At 58.1% G+C, this 18,671-nt stretch carries 21 protein-coding genes and 1 pseudogene; 14 read left to right on the plus strand and 8 right to left on the minus strand.

Going from position 1 to position 18,671, the window contains the following annotated elements:
* The first annotated feature begins 40 nt into the window (after window positions 1–40).
* Genes MXM41_RS14350 through MXM41_RS14360 form a run of 3 tightly spaced genes read left to right on the plus strand, consistent with a single transcriptional unit; the run spans window position 41 to window position 4,810 of the window.
* Window positions 41–1,441, plus strand: coding sequence for a TolC family outer membrane protein (locus MXM41_RS14350; protein ID WP_325932661.1), 1,401 nt, complete (start codon window positions 41–43; stop codon window positions 1,439–1,441).
* On the plus strand, window positions 1,438–3,630 hold the full coding sequence (locus MXM41_RS14355) for a type I secretion system permease/ATPase (RefSeq protein ID WP_325932662.1): 2,193 nt from the start codon (window positions 1,438–1,440) through the stop codon (window positions 3,628–3,630). The genes MXM41_RS14350 and MXM41_RS14355 overlap by 4 nt, the downstream gene beginning before the upstream one ends.
* A 10-nt stretch (window positions 3,631–3,640) precedes the next feature.
* Window positions 3,641–4,810, plus strand: a complete 1,170-nt coding sequence (locus tag MXM41_RS14360) for an HlyD family efflux transporter periplasmic adaptor subunit (protein WP_325932982.1) — start codon at window positions 3,641–3,643, stop codon at window positions 4,808–4,810.
* A 19-nt stretch (window positions 4,811–4,829) separates the two neighbouring features.
* On the opposite strand, the gene MXM41_RS14365 is transcribed toward MXM41_RS14360, so the two are convergent.
* Together MXM41_RS14365 and MXM41_RS14370 are read right to left on the minus strand one after the other, a co-directional pair.
* Window positions 4,830–5,051 (minus strand): hypothetical protein, encoded by a 222-nt coding sequence (locus MXM41_RS14365; RefSeq protein ID WP_325932663.1) that lies wholly within the window; start codon window positions 5,049–5,051, stop codon window positions 4,830–4,832.
* A gap of 96 nt (window positions 5,052–5,147) precedes the next feature.
* The gene (locus MXM41_RS14370; RefSeq protein ID WP_325932664.1) at window positions 5,148–6,092 is read right to left on the minus strand and encodes a LysR family transcriptional regulator; all 945 of its coding nucleotides are present in this window, start codon (window positions 6,090–6,092) and stop codon (window positions 5,148–5,150) included.
* A 151-nt stretch (window positions 6,093–6,243) separates the two neighbouring features.
* On the opposite strand from MXM41_RS14370, the gene MXM41_RS14375 reads away from it, so the two are divergent.
* The gene (locus MXM41_RS14375; RefSeq protein ID WP_325932665.1) at window positions 6,244–7,479 is read left to right on the plus strand and encodes an MFS transporter; all 1,236 of its coding nucleotides are present in this window, start codon (window positions 6,244–6,246) and stop codon (window positions 7,477–7,479) included.
* Window positions 7,480–7,521: 42 nt separating this feature from the next.
* On the plus strand, window positions 7,522–8,208 hold the full coding sequence (locus MXM41_RS14380) for an RluA family pseudouridine synthase (protein WP_325932666.1): 687 nt from the start codon (window positions 7,522–7,524) through the stop codon (window positions 8,206–8,208).
* 30 nt (window positions 8,209–8,238) lie between these two features.
* Here the strand turns inward: MXM41_RS14380 and MXM41_RS14385 are convergent, their stop codons facing one another.
* The gene (locus MXM41_RS14385; protein ID WP_325932667.1) at window positions 8,239–8,649 is read right to left on the minus strand and encodes a LysR family transcriptional regulator substrate-binding protein; all 411 of its coding nucleotides are present in this window, start codon (window positions 8,647–8,649) and stop codon (window positions 8,239–8,241) included.
* Here MXM41_RS14385 and MXM41_RS22860 point away from each other — a divergent pair.
* Together MXM41_RS22860 and MXM41_RS14390 are read left to right on the plus strand one after the other, a co-directional pair.
* Window positions 8,637–8,735: pseudogene (locus MXM41_RS22860) on the plus strand (nuclear transport factor 2 family protein); the annotation flags it as partial. The gene MXM41_RS14385 and the pseudogene MXM41_RS22860 overlap by 13 nt on opposite strands.
* Before the next feature lie 151 nt (window positions 8,736–8,886).
* The gene (locus MXM41_RS14390) at window positions 8,887–9,510 is read left to right on the plus strand and encodes an NUDIX hydrolase (protein WP_325932668.1); all 624 of its coding nucleotides are present in this window, start codon (window positions 8,887–8,889) and stop codon (window positions 9,508–9,510) included.
* Window positions 9,511–9,704: 194 nt separating this feature from the next.
* Here the strand turns inward: MXM41_RS14390 and MXM41_RS14395 are convergent, their stop codons facing one another.
* Window positions 9,705–10,223 (minus strand): hypothetical protein, encoded by a 519-nt coding sequence (locus MXM41_RS14395; protein ID WP_325932669.1) that lies wholly within the window; start codon window positions 10,221–10,223, stop codon window positions 9,705–9,707.
* Window positions 10,224–10,805: 582 nt separating this feature from the next.
* Between MXM41_RS14395 and MXM41_RS14400 the strand changes: the two genes are divergently transcribed.
* The 6 genes from MXM41_RS14400 (at window position 10,806) to cydB (ending at window position 15,491) form a co-directional block, all read left to right on the plus strand.
* The gene (locus tag MXM41_RS14400; protein ID WP_032613375.1) at window positions 10,806–10,991 is read left to right on the plus strand and encodes a general stress protein; all 186 of its coding nucleotides are present in this window, start codon (window positions 10,806–10,808) and stop codon (window positions 10,989–10,991) included.
* A gap of 91 nt (window positions 10,992–11,082) precedes the next feature.
* The gene (locus MXM41_RS14405) at window positions 11,083–11,577 is read left to right on the plus strand and encodes a ferritin-like domain-containing protein (RefSeq protein ID WP_325932670.1); all 495 of its coding nucleotides are present in this window, start codon (window positions 11,083–11,085) and stop codon (window positions 11,575–11,577) included.
* 31 nt (window positions 11,578–11,608) lie between these two features.
* The gene (locus tag MXM41_RS14410; RefSeq protein WP_325932671.1) at window positions 11,609–12,115 is read left to right on the plus strand and encodes a ferritin-like domain-containing protein; all 507 of its coding nucleotides are present in this window, start codon (window positions 11,609–11,611) and stop codon (window positions 12,113–12,115) included.
* Window positions 12,116–12,130: 15 nt separating this feature from the next.
* Window positions 12,131–13,003: a manganese catalase family protein gene (locus MXM41_RS14415; protein WP_325932672.1), complete on the plus strand. Its 873-nt coding sequence runs from the start codon at window positions 12,131–12,133 to the stop codon at window positions 13,001–13,003.
* Window positions 13,004–13,077: 74 nt separating this feature from the next.
* A complete protein-coding gene (locus MXM41_RS14420; RefSeq protein WP_325932673.1) occupies window positions 13,078–14,481 on the plus strand; it encodes a cytochrome ubiquinol oxidase subunit I in 1,404 nt (467 codons plus the stop codon).
* Complete coding sequence (cydB, locus tag MXM41_RS14425) at window positions 14,481–15,491, plus strand: cytochrome d ubiquinol oxidase subunit II (protein ID WP_325932674.1); 1,011 nt, start codon at window positions 14,481–14,483, stop codon at window positions 15,489–15,491. Before MXM41_RS14420 ends, cydB begins: the two co-directional genes overlap by 1 nt.
* Before the next feature lie 128 nt (window positions 15,492–15,619).
* Here cydB and MXM41_RS14430 read toward each other — a convergent pair whose 3' ends face one another.
* From MXM41_RS14430 to MXM41_RS14445, 4 genes are read right to left on the minus strand one after another with little or no spacing between them, the layout of a single operon-like run.
* A complete protein-coding gene (locus MXM41_RS14430) occupies window positions 15,620–16,606 on the minus strand; it encodes an SDR family oxidoreductase (protein WP_325932675.1) in 987 nt (328 codons plus the stop codon).
* 9 nt (window positions 16,607–16,615) lie between these two features.
* Window positions 16,616–17,140, minus strand: a complete 525-nt coding sequence (locus MXM41_RS14435; RefSeq protein ID WP_325932676.1) for a 2-oxo-tetronate isomerase — start codon at window positions 17,138–17,140, stop codon at window positions 16,616–16,618.
* Entirely contained in the window at window positions 17,137–17,589 is a 453-nt protein-coding gene (locus MXM41_RS14440) for a DUF421 domain-containing protein (protein WP_325932677.1), read from the minus strand. The genes MXM41_RS14435 and MXM41_RS14440 overlap by 4 nt, the downstream gene beginning before the upstream one ends.
* Before the next feature lie 9 nt (window positions 17,590–17,598).
* Complete coding sequence (locus tag MXM41_RS14445; RefSeq protein WP_325932678.1) at window positions 17,599–18,099, minus strand: hypothetical protein; 501 nt, start codon at window positions 18,097–18,099, stop codon at window positions 17,599–17,601.
* A 142-nt stretch (window positions 18,100–18,241) separates the two neighbouring features.
* Between MXM41_RS14445 and MXM41_RS14450 the strand changes: the two genes are divergently transcribed.
* Window positions 18,242–18,634, plus strand: a complete 393-nt coding sequence (locus MXM41_RS14450) for a YdeI family stress tolerance OB fold protein (protein WP_325932679.1) — start codon at window positions 18,242–18,244, stop codon at window positions 18,632–18,634.
* Window positions 18,635–18,671 lie beyond the last annotated feature (37 nt).

The raw sequence follows: 18,671 nt of genomic DNA on the forward strand, positions 1-18,671 counted from the left end.
TAACATTATAAAGTTGTTCTGTTTTTTTAGGGATAATGCCATGAACAAAGTACCTTGCTGGTGGCTTGGGTGCTGCCTGCTGTCTGCGCAGGTTCTCGCCGCCGACTCGCCTGCGGTCATTAGCTTTGGACAATTAAATGAAGATCGGGCGCTGCCCGCCCTGGACGGACGGGTCGCCCTGCCGACAAGCCAGGCCGCTCCCGGTACCTTAACCCTGGGCGATGCGGTAAACCGTGCCGTGAACTGGCATCCCACCATTCGCGAAGCGGTGGGCAAACTTTACGAACAGATCCAACAGGTCGATGTCGCCAAATCAAAATACTACCCGCAAATCAGCGCGGGCCTGGACAACGGCTACAGCAACAACTCCAGCGATACCGGCTTCACCCCTTCGGTAGTGGTCTCCCTCTCCCAGATGCTCTATGACTTCGGCAAGGTCGCCAGCCAGGTGCGCGCCGAAGACGCGGGGGTGGTTCAGGAGCAAGCCAACGTGCTGCTGAGCATCGATACCATCGCCCGGGACACTGCCACCGCGCTGGTGCAGGTGCAGATGTGGCAGCAGATGGTGGAGACCGCCGAAGAGCAGCTTGAGGCGCTTGGCGGCATCGGCAAACTGACCCGCCAGCGCAACGATGAGGGGGCCACTTCGCTCTCGGACGTGGTACAGACCGACGCCCGTATCGAAGGGGCGCGTTCGCAGCTGATGCAGTATCAGGCCAATCTCGACAGCGCCCGCGCCACGCTGATGAGCAACCTCGGCTGGAGCAACCTGAACGCGGTCAGCAACGCGTTTCCGGAAAAACTGGCCCGCAGCTGCGACATCAACGAGCCGGATGATCGGCTGGTGCCCGCAGTGCTCGCCTCCTGGGCGCAGGCCAACGTCGCGCAGGCGAACCTCGATTATGCCAACGCCCAGATGACCCCCACCGTCTCGCTCGAACCGCAGGTGCGCCACTACATGAACAACCGCTACCCTGGGCACGACACGCTGGACAAAACCCAGTACAACGTGTCGGTCAACGTCGAGATGCCTATCTACCAGGGCGGCGGCCTGAGCGCGCGGCGCAACGCCGCCAGCCACGCGGTGGAGGCGGCGCAGTCCAATATTCAGCGTACCCGGCTGGACGTGCGGCAAAAGCTACTGGAGTCCAAAAGCCAGGTGATGAGCCTGATGAGCACCCTGCAGATCCAGTCCCGCCAGGAGACGCTCAGCCAGCGCACCCGCGAACTCTATCAGCAGCAGTATCTGGATCTCGGCTCCCGCCCCCTGCTGGACGTGCTGAACGCCGAGCAGGAGGTCTACCAGGCCCGCTTTACCCAGTGGCAAACCGCCGGGCAGCTCCGCCAGCTGCAGATCAACTGCCTCTATAACACCGGACGGATGCGCAATGCCTTCGGCCTTGAAAACCACACCATTCAGTCAGTGGAGATCCAGCCATGACGCGAGACGATATCCTTCAGGAGGACGCGCTGACTCAAGAGGCGCTGGAGCACTGGGCGCAGGCGTTTGGCTATGTCGCCACCCGCTACCGGGTGGCCTGCTCCCCCGGCGCGCTGGTGGCCGGTGCCCCCTGGCTGCAGGGCAAAAGCAAAATCCCGGCGCTGACCGGACTGGCCCGGGAGGCGGGACTCTCCTTTCAGCTGCTGAGCAACGGACAGGAATCTATCAACAGCTGGCGTCTGCCGGTGGTGGTGGAGCTCAACGACGGCAAGATTGGCGTCATTGAGCACTTCGACGGCGAAGATATGCTGGATGTCTGCTTCTTTGACGGCAAAGCGCAGACCAACCGCATCTCGCTGGCGAAGATGCTCCCGGCCATTCATCAGGTGGTGGCCCTGCGCCCGCTGGCGGCGCTGAAAGACAGCCGCGTGGATGCCTATATCTCAAAATACCGCCCGGACTGGCTCTACCGGCTGGTGATGCGCGACCTGCGCCCCTACACCTACGTGATGCTGGCGGCGCTGTTCATTAACCTGCTGTCGCTGGCGGGCATTCTCTTTTCGATGCAGGTGTATGACCGGGTGATCCCCGCCCAGTCCTACCCCACCCTGTACGTGCTGACCATCGGGGTGCTGATCGCCACGTTGTTCGGCTTTATCCTGCGTATCGCCCGCTCCCACATTATGGATCTGCTGGGCAAACGCGCCGACATGCGCGTCTCGGACCGGGTGTTCGGCCATGCCCTGCGCCTGCGTAACAGCGCGGTGCCCCGCTCCACCGGCAGCTTTATCTCCCAGCTGCGCGAGCTGGAGCAGATCCGCGAGATGGTCACCTCATCGACCATCTCCACCATCGTTGACCTGCCCTTCTTCTTCCTGTTCGTGGTGGTACTGGCGATTATCGCCCCGTCGCTTGCGTGGATCGCCCCGGTGGCGGCGGTACTGATGGTGCTGCCGGGCCTGCTGCTGCAGAAAAAGCTGGCGGCGCTGGCGAAACAGGCGGCCCATGAATCGACCCTGCGCAACGCGGTGCTGGTGGAGAGCGTGCAGGGGCTGGAGGACATTAAGCTGATGCAGGCGGAGAACCGCTTCCTGCAACAGTGGAACAGCTACATTCAGATCACCGCCGAGTCGGGCCTCAAGACCCGCGAGCTGACCCAGGGGTTAATCAGCTGGGGGATGACCATTCAGAGCCTGGTCTACACCGCGGTGATTGTGGTGGGTGCCCCGATGGTGATCGAAGGCGAAATGACCACCGGTGCGGTGGTGGCCGCCTCGATGCTGGCCTCGCGGATGATCGCCCCGATGGCGACCCTGTGCGGCGTACTGGCCCGCTGGCAGCAGGTGAAGGCCGCCAAAGAGGGGCTGGACAACATTATGCAGCTGCCCACCGAGAACCAGCGTGAAGAGACGCCGATCCGCCAGGACGTGCTGCGCGGCCACTACCTGTTCGAGCAGGCGCAGTTTGCCTACGGCGGCGACGTGCAGAACCCGGCGCTACGCATCAACCGGCTGGAGATCAAACCCGGCGAACATGTGGCGGTGCTGGGACGCAACGGCGCGGGCAAATCGACCCTGCTGCAGGCGATGGTCGGCGGGATGGATCTGGTGGGCGGCGAGTTGCGGCTCGACAACCTCAGCCTGCCCCATCTGGACATGGCGGACGTGCGCCGTAACGTCGGCTTTATGAGCCAGAACGCGCGGCTGTTTTACGGCACCCTGCGCGAGAACATCACCCTCGGGATGCCGCGCGCCACCGACGACGAAATCTTTGCCGTGCTGGAGATGTGCGGTGCGGCCACCTTTGTGCAGAAGCTGCAGAAAGGGCTGGATCACCCGATTATGGAGAACGGCGTCGGGCTATCCGGCGGCCAGCGCCAGTCGATTTTGCTGGCGCGTATGTTCCTGCGCGACCCGAACATCGTGCTGCTGGATGAGCCCACCGCCTCGCTGGATGAACACACCGAGCGTGAGTTTATCCAGCGTCTGGGCCAGTGGCTCGGCAACCGCACGCTGATCGTTGCGACCCACCGCGTCCCGATGCTGGAGCTGGTGGAGCGCGTGGTGGTACTGAAAGAGGGGATGCTGGTGATGGATGCGCCAAAAGCCCAGGCGCTGAGCAACAGCCGGATGCAGCAACAGCAGCAGGCACATGGCCGGGAGTGGAAAAATGAAAATCAGACAGCATGATGCCGCCGCGATGGACGATCTGGATAACGCCCTCGGCTCCGAGAGCGGCTATACCGGGGCAAGAAGCATTGTGTTATTCAGCCTTCTGCTGTTTATCGTCGCCGGAGTGTGGGCGTGGTTCAGCATTCTGGATGAGGTCTCCACCGGCACCGGGAAGGTGATCCCAAGCTCCCGCGAGCAGGTGTTGCAGTCTCTCGACGGCGGGATCCTCGCCGAGCTGAAGGTTCACGAAGGGGATCAGGTGCAGGCCGGTCAGGTGCTGGCGCGCCTCGACCCCACCCGCTCTGAATCCAACGTAGGCGAAAGCGCCGCCCGTTATCGCGCGTCGCTGGCCTCCAGCGCCCGTCTGCGTGCAGAGGTGAACGATCTGCCTCTGACCTTCCCGCCGGAGCTGGCGAAATGGACCGATCTTATCGCCGCCGAAACCCGACTCTACAACTCGCGCCGCGATCAGCTGGAAGACGCCCGGCGCGAGCTGGGCCAGGCACTGGATCTGGTGAACAAGGAGCTGGCCATCACCCAGCGGCTGGTGAAAACCGGCGCCGCCAGCCACGTGGAGGCCCTGCGCCTGCAACGGCAGAAAAGCGATCTGGAGCTGAAGCTCACCGACCTGCGCTCGCAGTATTACGTTCAGGCCCGGGAGGCGCTCTCCAAATCGAACGCTGAAGTGGATATGCTCTCGGCGGTGCTGAAGGGGCGTGAGGACTCGGTCACCCGTCTGACGATGACCTCCCCGGTGCGCGGCATCGTGAAGAACATCAAGGTAACCACCATCGGCGGCGTGATCCCACCGAACGGGGAGGTGATGGAGATTGTGCCGGTGGACGACCATCTGCTGATTGAAACACGCCTGTCGCCGCGGGATATCGCCTTTATTCATCCCGGCCAGAAGGCTCTGGTGAAGATCACCGCCTACGATTACGCCATCTACGGCGGGCTGGACGGCGTGGTGGAGACCATCTCGCCGGACACCATTCAGGATGAGGTCAAGCCGGAAGTGTTCTACTACCGGGTGTTTATCCGCACCCGCCAGGATTATCTGGTGAACAAGGCGGGCAGGCACTTCTCCATCGTGCCGGGGATGATTGCCACGGTGGATATCAAGACCGGCGAGAAATCGGTGATGGACTATATGATCAAGCCGTTTAACCGGGCGAAAGAGGCGCTGCGGGAGCGCTAAGCACCTGGCCGGGTGGCGGCTACGCCTTACCCGGCTTACTCACCGATCGGATATTTTCCGTCATGCGCAGATTCGCCAGTTTACGCTCTTCGGCGTGTTGACCGAGAGACTTCAGCCGCCCCCGACTCTCTTCTAACGCCGTTTCAAGCTTATCAACCTCATTGGCGAGCCGGGAAACCATCATAAAGAGGATGGCGATACCTGCCACGACAGGAACGATTAACCACCATGACACAAACATGTGAATCACCCTGAAAGAGAATTAGCGTAGTTACAGTCTTATTAGCAGGATGACTTAGAGCAATAATAAGAAATCATTAGAATCTCCCGCGCGTCTTTACCCCTTTGCTGCGGATTGCCAGTACAGCGGCGTTCCGAAAAACGCCACGTAGTAATCGATCACCGCCCTGACGTTCAGGGGCGGGTGGCGCGCATGGGGGTACATCGCCGAGATATTCTGCGGCGCCGTATTGATGGCGGCCTCCCTGTCCGGCAACAGCTTCACCAGCTCTCCGCTCTGGAACCTGTCGCCGATGAGCCAGTCCGGGAACAGCACTATCCCCATCCCGCCCAGCGCCGAGGTCAGCAGGGTTTCCGCGTTATTGGAGGACAATATGGGCGATACGGGATAGTGGACCCACTCCCCGCCAGGCGTGCGCAGCAGCCAGCGGTTAGGGCCCGACGACCCGCGATAGACGAGGCATTTATGGCGGCTAATGTCGTCTGGCCCCTCAGGCGTACCGTATTTACGCAGGTACGCAGGCGAGGCGGCCAGATGATAAAACTGCGGCCCGAAAACCCGCGCGTGGAAAGAGGAGTCGGTCAGCGTGCCGATACGAAAGATCAGGTCGGCGGCATCCCGGTGGGGATCAATATAATCATCCGTCAGCGTCAGCTCGATGCTGAGCCGGGGATAGCGCTCTGCCAGGCCCGCAAGCCCGGGGGCGATATGCCGCTGGCCGAAAAACACCGGGGCGTTGATGCGCAGCAAGCCGGACGGCTCCTGCTTACGCTCATCCAGCTCCCGACGCGCCTCCTCAAGATTACCCAGCATCAGGCGGGCATAGCGGATAAAAAGATGGCCGCTTTCGGTGGGGATGATCGCCCGCGTGTTGCGGTAGAAAAGCTGCTGGCCGAGCGCATCTTCAAGCTGATGAATCACTCGCGAAACCTGCGAAGCCGAAACCCCTTCCCGGCGCGCCACCACCGAAAAATTTTGGGTCTCATAGACATCTTTAAAGATAAGCAGCCAGCGCAGGCTGATGTTGGCGGTATCGCGCATTGATGCATTTCCTGCACAGATTTTTAATGCAGTATGGCATTATTCTCACGAATAATCAGGTTCAGGTTTACCGGCAGAAAAGCGCAATCAGGTGTTTTTGCCCTTCAGGTACTTTATAGTACTTCCCCTCATCCCGAAGCCATTAACAGCAATGAAAACCGATAATAAACGCGTGCGTGCTTTTCACTTCTCTGCCTTTCGCCATCTTTTTGCCGCTCGTTTTCTCACCGTGCTGGGCAACGGTATCGCCCCCATCGCACTGGCGTTTGCGGTGCTGGATATTGGCGGGTCGGCCTCTGATTTAGGCATCGTTGTGGCGTCCCGCTCGCTTTTTAACGTGCTGTTTCTGCTGCTTGGCGGCGTCCTGGCGGACCGCTATTCCCGCAGCCGGGTGCTGGTCTCATCGTCGGTAGTGGCAGCCATTTCGCAGGCTATCGTGGCATGGTCGGTGCTCGACGGTTCCGCCACGGTCCTTAGTCTGGCCCTGCTCGGTGCCGTAAACGGCGCCGCCGCCGGCATCGCCTTACCGGCCTCCTCGGCGCTGGTTCCCCAGACGGTTCCGGGAAAGCGCCTGCGGGAAGCCAACGCCTTTATCCAGCTTGGCGTTTACAGCGGCACGGTCATCGGCGCGTCGCTGGGCGGCATTCTGATCGGTTCGGTCGGGCCGGGCTGGGGGCTTGCCATTGACGCGCTGGGGTTCGCCGCCGCGGCCCCGCTCTATCTGATGATCCGCGTCACTTCCGTTGAGGCTGAGTCTCCCCGGAGCAACATGCTGCAGGATCTGAAAGAGGGGTGGAAAGAGTTCGCCAGCCGGGCGTGGGTGTGGTCCATCGTCGTGCAGTTCACCATTATTAATGCCGCCTTCAGCGGCGTGGTGATGGTGCTTGGCCCGGTGATTGCGGATACCTCCTTTGGCCGCGCGCACTGGGGAATGATTGTAGCCGCACAGAGTATTGGTCTGATCGTGGGCTCGTCTCTCGCCCTGCGCTGGCGCCCGCGCCGCGATCTCTTCATCGGCGTGATGCTGGTGTCATTTTGCGCCCTGCCCGGTTTCATGCTGAGCCAGCTTCCTTCAACGCCCTGGCTGATAGCCGGGTTCTTTATTGCCGGGGTGACCTTTGGCCTCTTTGGCGTGGCCTGGGCCCATTCCCTGCAAACGCATATTCCGCAGGATAAACTGGCGCGGGTCTATGCCTACGATGCGGTAGGTTCATTTGTGGCGATCCCCTTCGGGGAGCTGATCGCCGGGCCGCTGGCCATTCAGTACGGCACCAGCAACGTGCTGCTGGTCTCGGCTTTTGCCGTGCTGCTCGCCACGGCGGGCGCCAGCCTGGTGCCTGCGATAAGACGGCTCGATAACGCTTCACAGATTAAATCCCATACGTAATGGGTTATCATCCGTTTCCCTTTCTTCTCTGCGACCAGCCTGATGTCAGCGATTATCGATAACTTTATTGCCCCGCCCTGCCATGAGGCGATAGAAACACTCTGGCAGGACGAGCATCTGGTACTGATCAATAAACCCAGCGGCCTGCTCAGCCTGTCCGGCAAAAACCCGCTAAATCTCGACTCGGTGCATCACCGGCTGGTGCAGATCTTCCCCGGCTGCACGCTGGTACATCGCCTCGACTTTGGCACCTCCGGTGTGATGGTGATCGCCCGCAACAAGGCGATCAACGCGGCCCTCTGTCAGCAGTTCAGCCAGCGCAGCGTAACCAAGCGCTACACCGCCCTGCTCTGCGGGCATCTGGCCGACAACGAAGGTTTGATCGACGCGGCGATTGCCAAAGATCCGGCGCTGTTCCCGCTGATGTCGATTTGCGCTATTAACGGCAAGCCCGCCCGCTCCCGCTATCGGGTGGTTGAGCGCGGGTATTATCAGGGGAACGTGCCGGTGACGCGGGTTGAACTGACGCCGGAGACCGGACGCACCCACCAGCTGCGCATTCACTGCCAGCATCTCGGCCACCCGATTTTAGGCTGCGATCTCTACGGCGGACGGCGGCTGCCCGGCACCGAACGGGCGCCGCGCCTGATGCTGCACGCCAGCGCGCTACAGTTTGTGCATCCGGTGAGCGGGGAGCCCGTCCACATCCGGCATGCCAGCCCGTTCTGATCCGCTATCCAGACAGCTTAAGAAAGGCTTTTACCGTTTCACTGGGTTCATGACGCCGCCGATCAGCACCAGATTGGCACTTAAATCCGGTTCATTAAGATGGCGGTAGACCAGGCCGGGGATATGCACCTGCTGCAAAGGTGCCGGAACCAGTGCCAGCCCTAATCCGGTGGCCGCAATCGCCAGCGTGCTCAGCGTGCAGCCAGAGCGACAGGCGATGTGACACCTGTCCCCCAGCTTCTGCGTGAGCACGAGAAACAGATGTTCATGAGCATGGTGCGCTTCATACAGCACCAGGGGTTGTCCGGCCAGCATCTCCAGCGTTATCGCCTCCTGCTGTGCGAGAGGATGATCCTCTGACAGCGCAACCTGGATTTGCCAGTCGCCGATGCGCCTTACCGCAATTTCAGGATTTTCAATAGTAGCCTGAGGGGCTGGCAAGCGAGTTTGCTGAAGGATCCATGCGCATAGACGCATCTGATTTACGCGCCAAACACCGCATCGCCTCGCCCGCAGTGACCTTCAATGGTATTTGCCACCCGGGGCAGCGAACTGGAATCAGCCATGAAAGCCGAGGGTCAACGCTGGCTATCCGCCTGATGCACCGCGCTTCGGTGATGTTATCAACCTGAATTAACTGATAGGGTTATATGTCCTTCAAATAACCAGGAACAAACAATGCCAGAAGCGCTGAAAGATAACGATATCAATACTCTGTTTCAGAAACTGAACGCCATTGCCCAGACCGGTTTAACCTACTCCAGGGATGTGTTTGACCAGGAGCGTTATGAAGCCCTGCGGCAGATCGCCACCGAGCTTGCCGGCACACGCTTTAACATCGACGCTGAAACACTCCATCACGTGACCGAGTCCGGTTACGCAACGCCCAAGACGGATGTGCGCGCCTTTATCCTGCGTGACGGCAAGCTGCTGATGGTGCGGGAAGCGGAGGACGGCCTGTGGAGCCTGCCCGGCGGCTGGGCCGATGTGGGGGATACGCCTTCCACCGCCGTCTGCCGGGAAGTTGCCGAAGAGACGGGGCTTGAGGTAAAGGCCACCAAACTGCTGGGCGTCTGGGACCGCAATCTGCACGGCCATCCCCCCCTGCCCTGGCACGTCTACAAGCTCATTTTTCTGTGTGAAGAGACGGGCGGCAGTCTGGCGATTAATCACGAAACCACCAGCATCGGCTTCTTCGATATTAATGACCTGCCCGATTTATCACTGACGAGGATTGTGGCGGAAGAGCTGGAGGTCAGCATGGCGATCGCCACCAGCGATCGCCCGACCTGGTTTGACTGAATGCCCGGTTCGCAACAACCACTCTGTACCCCTCCAGATAGACGAAGGAAGGTTGTGTGCCAGTATTCCATCGCCGGGTGGCGGCTGCGCCTTACCCGGCCAACCCAATCCGCACTAATCCCGCAGGCCCGGCAAGCGTAGCGCCGCGGGCAGTCCGGCCGCACCTGTGCAACCTTGTTGCTTAATCCCCCCTTTCACCCTGCCTGCTGAACCTGTGCCGACATATACACCCGCACGTAGCGCACAAACTTGCCCACAAAGACCCCGGCGAACAGTCCGCCGGTAATAATGGCGAATGCACTTGCCCCGGGGCGCTGTAATGCCTCAGGCGCGATGGCGCTCATCACCCCCAGCACGTACTTCACCGCAAAGGCCAGCATCATAAAGGGCAGCGCCGAATAATCCGCCGCACGATAAATACTGCGCGGGGCAGCAGCGCGTGTTACCGCCGAACCTTTGATCAGGATATAGCCTATCGCCGCGCCGCTGAGTAACCCTGCCAGCCACAGGGAGCCCGTGGCGATCGTCAATTTGCGAAACGCCAGCAAATCGTAAATGTCCCAGAGCAGAAATATGGCCGGGATGATGGCCAGCTTCTCCAGCGTGACGGTAGCGGGCTTACGCGCCCGGATACCCCTGCTAATCAGAAACAGCAGAATCAGATACACCCATACGGGGGTATGGATCAGGACACCAGAGATGAAATCAAACATGGGGTTCACCGTCGCCGCTACAGGGATGACACCGCGTCACCGCTCCGGCTGAGTATCGCGTATGGCGCAGCATTCACCATCATACTTTGTCAGGTTATTTTTTCGCCCTTCGTTTACCCTGTTCTAAGTAGTATTTACGTGAGTAGTTGTATTCCATACATAATATACGCAAGCGCTTCGCCATATTATTTAATAACCGGAACAAGCGCCTGCAAATAATACAACCTCCCAATTAAGACTAATCTCACGTACATTAAATTTATCTGCACTATATGCCATTAGCACCAATGTAAACTTACGTAAAGAGCCCCGCCACGCCTGGACTCGCCCGTTTCAGCGAAACATAAAAACAGCAAAAAAGCAGAAGTAGTGGAAGGTCGTTTGTTTACATAATCTTGTCGAAGAATATTTGTGAAACAAGCGAAGCGTTATTTTCAGCTAAGACTAAAAGTGACAAGATATTTATTTCATGAAGCCAGTTTGACTCCTCGCAAACAGACGCTAAATTTAATCCTGAACGACAACGGATACGAATAAAAACGTATCTTACTGACATAAACGATGTAAATGAGGAAACATAATATGGCAGAGCAACGTGGTGGTTCAGGTAATTTCTCGCAGGATCGTGAAAAGGCCTCTGAAGCAGGGAAAAAAGGTGGACAGCAAAGCGGCGGTAATTTCAAAAACGATCCGCAGCGTGCTTCTGAAGCAGGTAAAAAGGGGGGTCAGCATAGCCATGGTGGCGGACGTAAGTCTGATAACTCTTAATTCATCTCATTATTAAAGCCTGTTCTTCACTTGAATCGGTAATCTGCGAGTCCGCGGGCTCGCAGAATTTCTATGTCACCGGAGAAAAGATATGAATATGAAAAGTATAGAGGATGTATTTATTCATTTACTATCTGATACCTATAGTGCAGAAAAACAGCTTACCCGCGCGCTGGCTAAATTGTCCCGCGAAGCCTCCAGCCCTGAATTAAGCGCAGCGTTTAAAGCGCACCTGGAAGAGACGCACGGTCAGATTGAACGTATCGATCAGGTTGTTGAGAAAACGCCCAATATCAAACTGAAAAGAATGAAATGTGTGGCGATGGAAGGCTTAATTGAAGAAGCCAATGAAGTTATTGAAAGTACAGATAAAAATGAAGTCCGCGATGCGGCTCTAATCGCCGCAGCGCAGAAAGTCGAACATTATGAAATTGCCAGCTATGGCACGCTCGCCACCCTGGCGGAGCAATTAGGCTATACCCAGGCGGTAAAATTATTAGCCGAGACGCTGGAAGAAGAGAAATCCACCGATCTTAAACTCACCGATCTGGCCGTCGGTAATATTAACCAGAAAGCGGAAAAGTAAGCCGGAATTAACCGAACCCGAGGAAGAGAATATGAATCACGTAGAACACTACCATGACTGGCTACGCGATGCTCACGCCATGGAAAAGCAAGCCGAATCGATGCTCGAATCAATGGCGAGCCGTATCGATAATTACCCTGACATCCGTGCCCGTATTGAACAGCATCTGACTGAAACTAAGCAGCAAATAAACGTGCTGGAAGAGATCCTCGACCGGAATGATATTTCCCGCTCGATGCTGAAAGACTCCATGAGCAAAATGATGGCGTTCGGTCAGTCTGTCGGCGGCATTATGACGTCGGACGAGATTGTGAAAGGCTCTATTAGCGGCTACGTTTTCGAGCAGTTCGAAATCGCCTGCTATACCTCTCTGCTGGCCGCGGCGAAAAAAGCCGGTGACGTGGCATCAGTGCCTGCCATCGAATCTATCCTCGCGGAAGAACAGCGCATGGCCGACTGGCTTATCCAGCATATCCCTGACACCACTGAGCAGTTCCTGCTGCGTTCAGACGCAGAAGGCGTGGAAGCGAAAAAATAACGCAAGAGGGAGCCTATGTTCAGACACGTAAAACAGCTGCAATACACCGTTCGCGTGGCCGAACCTAATCCGGGCCTCGCGAACCTTTTGCTGGAACAGTTTGGCGGCCCTCAGGGCGAGCTGGCCGCCGCCTGCCGTTACTTCACTCAGGGGCTGGGCGATGACGATCCGGGCCGCAGAGAGATGCTGATGGATATTGCCACCGAAGAGCTCAGCCACCTTGAGATCATCGGTACGCTGGTAGGCATGCTGAATAAAGGCGCCAAAGGCGAGCTGGCGGAGGGGACGGAAAGCGAAGCGGAGCTGTACCGCTCGCTGACGGCCAACGGTAACGACAGCCATATCACCTCCCTGCTGTACGGCGGTGGGCCGTCGCTGACCAACTCTGCGGGCGTGCCCTGGACCGCCGCCTACGTCGACACCATTGGGGAAGCCACCGCCGATTTACGATCGAATATCGCGGCGGAAGCGCGCGCGAAAATCATCTACGAACGTCTGATCAACGTCACTGACGATGTGGGGGTTAAAGATGCCCTCGCGTTCCTGATGACCCGTGAAGCCGCGCACCAGCTCTCGTTTGAGAAGGCATTGCAGTCGATTCGCAATAATTTCCCGCCGGGGAAACTGCCGCCAATCGAACAATATGCCACCACCTACTACAATATGTCTGCAGGTGACGATCTTCGCGGTAGCTGGAACAGCGATGAAAACTTTGAGTATGTTGCCGATCCGCAACCCGCCGTTGATGGCGGCGACGGTAGCGCCGGGGTCAAGCTCTCTAAAGAGCAGGCCGCCATGCTTAAAGCGATGGCGAAACGCACCGAGTCGGATCCGAAAGCCGATCCGCTCACTGGCGCTGAGCTGGGTGCCGGTAAGAAAAAACCGTAACCCCGCCCGCAATAACAGCCGTACCATGATGCCCCGTTTTATACGGGGCTTTTCGCTGACAGGGGAAGAGTACGATGTTCGAACTCGATGCGTTTCATCTCGCCAGGCTTCAGTTTGCCTTCACTGTCTCATTTCATATTATCTTCCCGGCCTTAACCATCGGCCTTGCCAGCTATCTGGTGGTGCTGGAGGGCATGTGGCTGAGAACGAAAAACGACGTCTGGCGCTCGCTGTATCACTTCTGGCTAAAAATCTTCGCCGTTAACTTCGGCATGGGCGTGGTCTCCGGGCTGGTGATGGCCTACCAGTTTGGCACCAACTGGAGCGGCTTCTCTCAGTTTGCCGGGAGCGTCACCGGCCCGCTGCTCACCTATGAAGTATTAACCGCCTTCTTCCTCGAAGCGGGTTTCCTCGGGGTTATGCTGTTTGGCTGGAACAAGGTCGGGCCCGGCCTGCACTTTTTTGCCACCTGCATGGTGGCGCTGGGCACCCTGATGTCCACCTTCTGGATCCTCGCCTCCAATAGCTGGATGCACACCCCGCAGGGCTTCAGCATCGAGAACGGCCAGGTGATCCCCGAGGACTGGTTCGCCATCATCTTTAACCCCTCCTTCCCGTATCGCCTGATCCATATGTCCATTGCCGCCTTCCTGAGTAGCGCCCTCTTTGTTGGCGCATCCGGGGCCTGGCATCTGCTGCGCGGCAATGACACCCCGGCGGTACGCAAAATGTTCTCAATGGCGCTGTGGATGGCGCTGCTGGTCGCCCCGGTCCAGGCGCTGGTTGGCGATATGCACGGCCTGAACACCCTCGAACACCAGCCGGCGAAAATTGCCGCCATCGAAGGGCACTGGGAAAACCCGCCTGGCGAAGCCACCCCGCTGCTGCTGTTCGGCGTGCCGGATATGGAGGAGGAGCGCACGAAGTACGGGCTGGAGATCCCGGCGCTCGGCAGCCTGATCCTCACCCACAGCCTCGATAAGCAGGTCCCGGCCCTGAAAGATTTCCCAAAAGACGAGCGACCCAACTCCCTGATCGTCTTCTGGTCGTTCCGCGTGATGGTAGGCCTCGGGATGCTGATGATCCTGATGGGGGTCGTCAGCCTCTGGCTGCGCCATCGCCGTCGGCTCTACCACTCCCGCCCGTTCCACTGGTTCGCCCTCAGCATGGGGCCCGCCGGCGTGCTGGCGATCCTGGCGGGCTGGATCACCACCGAGGTAGGCCGCCAGCCGTGGGTGGTGTATGGCTATCTGCGCACCATTGACGCGGTGTCCCTGCACAGCACGCTGCAAATGAGCATCAGCCTGCTGGCGTTTATCGTCGTCTACTGCTCGGTGTTCGGCGTGGGGTTAGTCTACCTGGTGCGGTTGATTAAGAAGGGGCCGCAGCCTACCGACAACCTCTCAGTGAAGACCGACGGCAGGCCCGCACGCCCGCTCTCTGCGGCAGAACCGGTTCCGGAAGAGGAGAAACCATAATGGGCGTCGATATCTCAGTTATCTGGTTTGCCATCATCGTTTTTGCCACCCTGATGTACATCATCATGGATGGTTTCGATTTAGGTATCGGCATGCTCTTTTACTTTGAGCGTGACCCCCAGGCGCGTGACGTGATGGTCAACAGCGTCGCCCCGGTATGGGATGGAAACGAAACCTGGCTGGTGCTGGGGGGGGCCGGATTGTTTGGCGCCTTCCCGCTGGCCTATGCGGTGGTTATCGACGCCCTCACCATCCCGTTGACCGCCATGCTGATCGGGTTGATCTTCCGCGGGGTGGCCTTTGAGTTTCGCTTTAAAGCCACACCGTCGCACCGCGCCTTCTGGGATTACTCCTTCGCCGGGGGCTCGCTGCTGGCAACCTTCAGCCAGGGCATTGTGGTGGGGGCGATGATTAACGGCTTTGACGTTGAAGGCCGCCGCTTTGCCGGTTCGTCGCTGGACTGGCTGACCCCCTTCAATCTCTTCTGCGGCCTGGGGCTGATGGTGGCCTATACCCTGCTGGGCACCACCTGGCTGATTATGAAAAGCGAAGGGGCGTTACAGAACCATATGCGCGATCTGACCCGCCGCGTGCTGCTGGCGCTGCTGGCGGTTGTGGCGGTGGTGAGCGTCTGGACGCCGCTCGGCTGGCAGTACGTGGCCGACCGCTGGTTCACGCTGCCAAACTTCTTTTACTTCCTGCCGGTGCCGCTGCTGGTGGGGATATGCGGGCTGTGGATCTGGCGGCTTACCCGCGACCCGCACAGCCACACCATGCCTTTTATTCTGACGCTCGGGCTGATCTTCCTCGGCTTTAGCGGGCTGGGTATCAGCCTGTGGCCCAACATTATCCCGCCGCGCATCACCATCTGGGACGCCGCCGCGCCGCCGTCCAGCCAGCTGTTTATGCTGGTGGGCACCCTGCTGATCATCCCGTTGATTCTGGTCTACACCGCCTGGAGCTACTACGTGTTTCGCGGCAAGGTCACGGATACGGAGGGCTATCATTAAGCAAAGGTAAAGGCAAAACGGCAACCCAGGTTGCCGTTTTTAGTGTCTGCACCCTCTCCCTGTGGGAGAGGGCCGGGGTGAGGGCATCAGGCCGCACCCGCGCAGCCTCGCCGGGCGTTGCTGTTTACCTATTTCCGCCGGGTGATAAGTTTGCCGACCAGCAGCAGCCCGGCCAGCGCCGCAGTACCCAGCAGCACTTTGCCCGGCACGCCGGAGGTGATGGCCGTCGCCCGGGTTCGGGATTCACTGGAAAAACGCCCATGTACCTGATGCATGCCCCTGACCGGCCCGGAGAGGTAATCCTGGCGATCGCTGGCGTTCAGTTCATTGGTCATCTGCCCTTCCCACGCCTTTTTCACCATCAGGCGATCCAGCAGGTTAGGGAAGAGAAACTGCCCAATAATCGCCTGCAGGGTACTGCGCCCGACCCACAGCTCCCGTACCGGACGCCGGGTGACGCAGAAGATCGCCTCGGCGGCCACCTCCGGCTCGTAAACCGGCCCGACCGGGCGCATGGCAAAGGCGAATTTATTGCGCGCCCAGTCAAACTGCGGGGTATTCAGCCCCGGCATCTGCACCATCGACAGCTGGATGTTGATACGCTCGTGAATAAGTTCGGTGCGCACCGCGTCGGTAAAACCGCGGATCGCCGCCTTCGCCCCGCAGTAGGCGGACTGAAGCGGGATGGAGCGGTAGGCCAGCGCCGAGCCCACCTGAATAATCTGCCCGGCATCGCGCGGAGTCATCACGGCCAGTGCCGCCCGGGTACCGTTAACGTAGCCCAGATAGGTGACGTCCGTGACCCGGCGAAACTCGTCGTCGTTCAGGGTGCGAAACGGGGCCAGTACCCCGCACATGGCGTTATTGATCCATACGTCAATCGCCCCAAGCTGCTGCTCAAACTCATTCGCCGCTGCCATGATGGCCGACGCGTCAGCCACATCGGCATTCACCGCGTGGCACCTCACGCCATAACGCTCAATTTCGGCTTGCGCCGCCTCAAGGCTGGGATCATCGCGGGCGATGATCCCCACGTCATACCCTGCCCCGGCAAACCGCAGCGCCGTGGCCTTGCCCACGCCAGCCGTCGCCCCGGTGATCACCACAACGCTCATCGTCGCTCCTTAGTGCAGTTGCTTTTTCCAGTGCGGGATCTGCCGCAACAGTTCCGAAAGCGAATAACGCACCGCTTTCTCAATCACGTCTTCACATTCGCCGGTGAAGTGCTGCACGGCGGTAGTCACCTCACCGCGAAAACACCAGCCAAACCAGACGGTACCCGCGGGGGTACCGTCATCGCCCCCGTCCGGCCCGGCGTAACCGCTAATCGCGATGCTGATATCCGCATCGGCCAGCTTCAGCGCCCCCTCGGCCATTTCGCCTACCGTCTGGCTACTGACGGCGGTGTACTTTTCCAGGGTGGTATTGCTGACGCCCAGTACCTTGTGTTTGGCTTCGTTGTTAAAGGTAACCACGCCGGTACCAAAGAACGCGGCGGTATCCTCCTCGGCGCACAGCGCAGAGGCCAGGTTGCCTCCGGTGCAGGACTCCGCCGTGGTGAGCAGCCAGCCCAGATCGATCAGGACCGTTGATACCTGGCGGGTTAATTCCTTTGTTGTTTTGGCCTGGTTCCAGACATTTTCTTTCATGATGCACTCTCTTCGGGAATAATCGAAATATGACCATTACGTTCAAGTATGGCGTATTTAATTCCTTCCAGAGTGGTGATGCCATGATTTTGCCGGGCGGATATCAGGATATCGTCGCAGGAGACATCGACCTTTTTTAATTTTTCTTTTTGCAGTTCACCGTGAATAACAAGAATAACCGGGGAGCCGTCAATGGCCGATTCTGCACCGGAAATATATTTCTTCACCATGCCAAACAGCATATCGACCACCACCAGCGTAATAATGGTAAGCATGGCGCCGGTTACGGAAAAATCATCTCCCAACAGCGCCTGTTGCGTGGCCTCACTAATAATCAATAACAAAATCAGGTCAAAGCTGGTCATTTGCAGCAGCGCCCGCCTGCCGGCGATTTTAAATACCACCAGTAAAATCAGATAAATCGCCACCGCCCTGAGTATCATTTCCATGGTGTTGCCTTAGGGATAGATAAATTGCCAGAAAGAGAGGCCCGGCTGATTATTTACCGTAACAGTAGTATGCGTTTTACCGGGGCGATGCGGAGTAGTATAGAGCCAGACGGTAAAGTCCTTGCGCGGTTCCTGATAAACCAACACAATTTCCCCGCCCTCGCTGTACATTTCGTCGGGCTGCGGCCAGATATTATCGGTTTGCATCCGTTCCATATATTCTCCGCCGATACGCAGCGTCAGCGGCGTAGCGCCCTGTTCTGGCACGCGAATTTTCAACTCAACGGGGGTTTGCAGGCGTCCAAAACGCTCATACTCCACCTGCACATTACCCGGAGCGTTACTTTTTGTCGCTTCGCTAAAATAGCCGCCAGAAAAAAGCCCCAACAGCGCAGCGGCAATAATGAGTAATAACAGCATAAAACCGAAGCGGTGCGCATCGTATTCAAACTGCAGGGCAGCATGGCTTTGTTTGACGCCGGGTAATTCAGGAGGGTTTGCTTTTGCCATTTATCACCTCACCGTCTCGTTAATTAATATTATGCAGCCAGATGATTTTTATCGATAAATTTGATTAAGACTGTTCCTGTTTGCAAAATAAAAAATAGCAACCAGGCTTAATCTGTCAAGCAGGCTAAACCAAGGAGGCTGTATGAAATTATCCGTCGCACCCTTATTGTGTTGTCTTATAATTCCGGCCGCCTGGGCCGATGATAATGGTGGACTGAAGAAAGATACTGCTCCTCCACCGCCGCACGCGCTGGATGATGGTTATCGCGGGGCGGAAGATGCCCGAATCATGACCGTGGAGCAGGCCAAAGAGATGCACGACGGGGCCACAATCTCCCTGCGCGGTAATCTTATTGAAGGTTCCGGCGGCGATAAATTTAAATTCCGCGATAAAACCGGCACTATCGATACCATTATTCCGCAGGCCGTATTTGATGGCCGTACCGTCCAGCCCGATAATATGATCAGCATTAACGGCAGTCTGGATAAAAAATCCTCTCCGCCGGTGGTTCGTGTCGACCGCATTCAAAAATAGTCATAAATTTCACTTAAGTTTCTCGTGGATATTTCCC

The sequence above is a fragment of the Leclercia adecarboxylata genome (genome assembly GCF_035787115.1).
GTDB classification, from domain to species: domain Bacteria; phylum Pseudomonadota; class Gammaproteobacteria; order Enterobacterales; family Enterobacteriaceae; genus Enterobacter; species Enterobacter adecarboxylatus_E.